Annotated in this window: 8 protein-coding genes; all 8 read right to left on the reverse strand. The window is 50.0% G+C overall.

Translation table 11 applies throughout. The features are described from left to right. Positions 1 to 39 precede the first annotated feature (39 nt). Entirely contained in the window at positions 40 to 231 is a 192-nt protein-coding gene (locus tag DPO_RS25925; RefSeq protein WP_201765671.1) for a hypothetical protein, read from the reverse strand. A 174-nt stretch (positions 232 to 405) separates the two neighbouring features. After that, positions 406 to 972, reverse strand: coding sequence for a sugar transferase (locus tag DPO_RS23285; protein ID WP_006968841.1), 567 nt, complete (start codon positions 970 to 972; stop codon positions 406 to 408). A 267-nt stretch (positions 973 to 1239) separates the two neighbouring features. Continuing rightward, positions 1240 to 1650, reverse strand: coding sequence for a putative toxin-antitoxin system toxin component, PIN family (locus DPO_RS23290; protein ID WP_006968842.1), 411 nt, complete (start codon positions 1648 to 1650; stop codon positions 1240 to 1242). Between the two features lie 39 nt (positions 1651 to 1689). Continuing rightward, positions 1690 to 1902 (reverse strand): hypothetical protein, encoded by a 213-nt coding sequence (locus tag DPO_RS23295; RefSeq protein ID WP_006968843.1) that lies wholly within the window; start codon positions 1900 to 1902, stop codon positions 1690 to 1692. A gap of 318 nt (positions 1903 to 2220) precedes the next feature. Further along, on the reverse strand, positions 2221 to 2385 hold the full coding sequence (locus DPO_RS25625; RefSeq protein WP_006968844.1) for a hypothetical protein: 165 nt from the start codon (positions 2383 to 2385) through the stop codon (positions 2221 to 2223). Between the two features lie 174 nt (positions 2386 to 2559). Beyond that, complete coding sequence (locus DPO_RS23300; protein ID WP_006968845.1) at positions 2560 to 3207, reverse strand: O-antigen ligase family protein; 648 nt, start codon at positions 3205 to 3207, stop codon at positions 2560 to 2562. After that, positions 3165 to 3455 carry a hypothetical protein gene (locus DPO_RS26360; protein ID WP_006968846.1) on the reverse strand — a complete coding sequence of 97 codons (291 nt, stop codon included), beginning with the start codon at positions 3453 to 3455 and terminating at the stop codon, positions 3165 to 3167. Before DPO_RS26360 ends, DPO_RS23300 begins: the two co-directional genes overlap by 43 nt. 135 nt (positions 3456 to 3590) lie before the next feature. Beyond that, positions 3591 to 3815, reverse strand: coding sequence for a type II toxin-antitoxin system HicB family antitoxin (locus tag DPO_RS23305; protein WP_006968847.1), 225 nt, complete (start codon positions 3813 to 3815; stop codon positions 3591 to 3593). Positions 3816 to 4207: the final 392 nt, after the last annotated feature.

Here is a 4207-nt window from a genome sequence, read left to right on the forward strand (position 1 = left end):
ACCCTCCAGGTTCAGACTCCGGAGTCTGACTTCACTGGGTCAGGGTCGGATGGGAGATGTGGGATCAGGATCGGGAGAGGGGGGGGTGGTGCGGAGGGCGGCCCACTGGGACGGCGGACTGGCTGCCGGAGACAGGGTCGCCCAGGGCATGCACGCCAGCAGCACCACCAGGATTCCCCGGCTTGCCCTTCGCAGGATTTTCGGATATGTCAAAGAGGATATGGATTGCATATTTTAAATACCTGACGTGTCAATAACTACAATAAAGCAGGGTGACCCCGTTGCTGATTTAAACGCTGCTGACTTAGCTTAAACAGCTCTTTTTGGCATCAAAAAGTGCGCGCTAAGACGTTTTTGGGCCTTGTTTTAGACAATATCTTATGTAAAAACAGAGACTTATCGGGGTCAGACCCTGATAACAAGGATGTCATTGCGGTTGGGCTGGATCTGCCAGAAGCAGGTGATGCCCGGCTTCATGGACAGGCGCCGGCGCTCCCAGCGCTCATAGCATTTGACCTCTGAGGGCGCCGGCGGCCGCGGCCCCACCACGCTCAGTTCTCCTTTGAGCACATTGATGAACTGGGGCAGCTCATCCAGCCCGGTTTTGCGCAAAAAAGTGCCGATATAGGGAATGATGCGCGGGTCATTTTTAATCTTGAACGCCGGGCCGTCGCATTCATTGGCATGTTGCAGCGCCTCCAGGCGGGCCTCTGCATCCGGCACCATGGTCCGGAACTTGTACAGGTCAAATTTGCGGCCGTTCTGCCCCAGCCGCACCTGTTTGTACAGCACGGGCCCGCCGGGCGACAGCCACTTGATCAGCACGGCTGCCGCAGCCCAGACCGGCAGGGTCGCAACAATCCCCGCCACTGCCATCCCATAGTCGATGGCCGCCTTGAAAAGCTCACCGCGGTATTCCGGGGTGTTGTCAATCCCTAAGGCCGGAACCCCCAGAAACGTCTCATATTTCAAAAGCCCCACCTTGGGATTGATGCCCAGGCCTCGGCCCGGACCGCTTCGATGATCTCTTTTGCCGTGGCCCCTCCCCGCCCAGGATCATCATGAGCAGCAGATAATAGTTGGGTGCAGTTGACAGACCTGGAGATGACCGGAGTTATTCACGAAGCATATTTATTTTCCTTCAGAAATTTGGAGTGGTCGCCTGAAATGACACCGCGCAGCCCAGGGCATGGCGCCAAGCAGGACCGCCAGCATCCCCCGCCCCCCCATCGCAGGATGTCAGGGCATGGACATTATCGATAGAAAATCTGCTGCTTTGAGGATTTTAATTTCTTTATACATATCCAGGTTTAACAAACGTTTATCTCCGGTGACAATAAAGTGTGCCTTTGAGGATACTGCACATTCGATAAATTTATTATCATCCGGGTCATCATTGATTATCGAAATTTTTTCATGGGTTGTAATAAGATTTGTAAAGGTTGAAAAGTCAAGAAGGATTTGAGCAGTTTCATCTTCTGAAAGACCAAATTTTGTTCGTAATTTTCTATGAATTTCAGTTTGTATTTCCAACGACGTAAAAATCAATACTTTCTCACTGCGCCCTAAATCGACCACCTCACGAGGTTTGCCACCCCAAAAAATCGCTGATATATAAATATTGGTATCAATAACAATTCTATGGATCATTGCGGTTATATCCCCTCAAACCATTGTCAAAATCTTTGACTAACCATGGAGGAATACATCCAATTCCTGTTCGTTCATCTCTGGGATATTGTATTTTTTGGCCAATGACTCTGTGAAAGCATAAAAATCTTCCTGATATCTTTTATCTTTAACGATTTCCCTTATCAGGGACATTTTTTTGCTAAAAGCCAGTTGGCAAACCAACTCGCGTATCTGATCGTAATCAATATCGATCTCTCTTAATTTCGGCATCTTATTTTCCTGCCTTTCTCTTTCGAGGTTTCAATCATTCCGAATATTATCCTATCCGGGATTTCAACCATATCATAGTTTTCAGTATATGCAGCACACATGGAAAGTCAATCTATAAATACCCATTGCGGTCACAGACTATGCCAATGACCATACTTTACCCCCTAATAACTACAATAAAGCAGGCCCCGAGTCCTTTTTCTGTATAAATCGGTTTTTAACAAATAGCAAATTCAATGGGGTGTTTTGGATGATGGGTGTTGGGTAGGGGGTTCTTGGTTGGTAGGGATTGGGGATTGGGAGGAGAGAGAGGTGGGATCAGGATCTGGGGATGAGGGTGGTGCGGAGGGCGGCGCACTGGGACGGCGGATTGGCTGCCGGAGACAGGATCGCCCAGGGCATGCACGCCAGCAGCAGCACCAGGATTCCCCGGCTTGCCCTTCGCAAGATTTTCGGATATAGCAAAGAGGATATGGATTGCATATTTTAAATACCTGACGTGTCAATAACGACAATAAAGCAGGGTGACCCCGTTGCTGATTTAAACGCTGCTGACTTAGCTTAAACAGCTCTTTTTGGCATCAAAAAGTGCGCGCTAAGACGTTTTTGGGCCTTGTTTTAGACAATATCTTGTGTAAAAACAGAGACTTATAAGGGTCAGACCCCGCTTTTGAGGGTAAGGGCGGAAAGGGAGGTGAAAAGCAGCGCGTTGGCGGGGATCTGGAGGTTGCCGTCGGAGTAGCTGTGGATGAGGATAGCGATGGCGGCGGCCATGCAGCCTAAGGCGATGCCCGAGGTCTGTCGGCTGCGGCTGTGAAATTTTTTGAAGCCGGTCCTGAAGAAAAGATAGAGCAGCCACAGCATCAGGGGGATGAACAGGATGCCCGTGCCTGCTGTGAACTGGAGGTAATCGTTGTGGGCGTATCTGGCCAGGACGGTGTAGCCGGGCTGCTGGTATGGGGGATACGCCGTTTCAAAGGTGCCCGGGCCCGTGCCGGCGGCCGGGTTGTCCGCGATCATGTGCCGGGTGCCTTCCCAGAGATTGAGCCGGTGGGCGATGTTGTCTTCCAGGTTCCCCTGGGTCAGGGTCATGATGCGCTGTACCACGGGGGTGGAGGCCATCACAATCGCGGCTGTCACCACGATACCAGCCATCAGATATCCCACCAGCCGCTTGTGAGCAAATCCTTTTTTGAGCAGCAGCACCACGGCCATGAAAACCAGGGCACCGGCCGTGCCGGCCCACCCGCCCCGGGACAGGGTCAGGGCCTGGCAGACAACGAGAAACAAAGCCAGACAGACCACACCCCTAACGCTGCACAGGGAGCCGCCACATGAACTAACAGTTCCCGGGTGGTGAACCCCTTCAACGACGAACTCCGGGATGACCGCTTCCGCCCCGCCTTTGACCGCATCGCTTCGAGCACCAGCACAATCCCGCCCAGGGCCACCATGGCCTGAATCACGGTCTGTGCCCAGGCATGCACCGATCCCCGGAACAGCGGCGCAGCCGCGATCATCACACAAACAATCAAAAAAGCAGGATTTTTCATCAGCTTGAAAGGCTATCCAGAAGCTCAAAATATCTTGATCTGGATATTCCTGCGGTAGTCAGATTCGTACGGATATGGGTGGTGGAAACTTTCCTTGGACTGGTTTTGATCACCAATGGACGGTTAATTCCAGGTTTAGTCATTATTATATGATCGCCTCTTTGTCTCTTTACAGCAAAGAACTTCATCAAGGGTTCCCATTTCTGAACATTCCTCAATAAAGATTTCCACAGCTTCTACAAGAGACTTTTTGGCTTCATCTATTGATTCTCCAAAGCTGGAAACATTTAATGAAGGGCAAAGAGCTACATAGAGATCGTCTTCTTTAAAAACTTCAACTTTTATGTTCAGTTGATGCATATAATTTACCTTCCACAGATTTCATAAATCCATGACAAGATGATACCCCCGTCAAAAAATTTTAGCAACACCCGATACTTTACCCCCCAATAACTACAATAACGCAGGCCTGACCCCGCGTTTTTTCTGGTCCGGAACTTGTACAGGTCAAATTTTCGGCAGTTCTGCCCCAGGGTGACCCCGTTGCTGATTTAAACGCTGCTGACTTAGCTTAAACAGCTCTTTTTGGCATCAAAAAGTGCGTGCTAAGACGTTTTTGGGCCTTGTTTTAGACAAATATCTTATGTAACAACAGAAACTTATCGGGGTCAGACCCCGCTTTCCCGCTTTAAGCTTGCCTTATGTCGTCCAATGAACTATATTTGTACTATGGAATTTGAATGGGACCCTGA

It is taken from the genome of Desulfotignum phosphitoxidans DSM 13687, from assembly GCF_000350545.1.
GTDB classification, from domain to species: domain Bacteria; phylum Desulfobacterota; class Desulfobacteria; order Desulfobacterales; family Desulfobacteraceae; genus Desulfotignum; species Desulfotignum phosphitoxidans.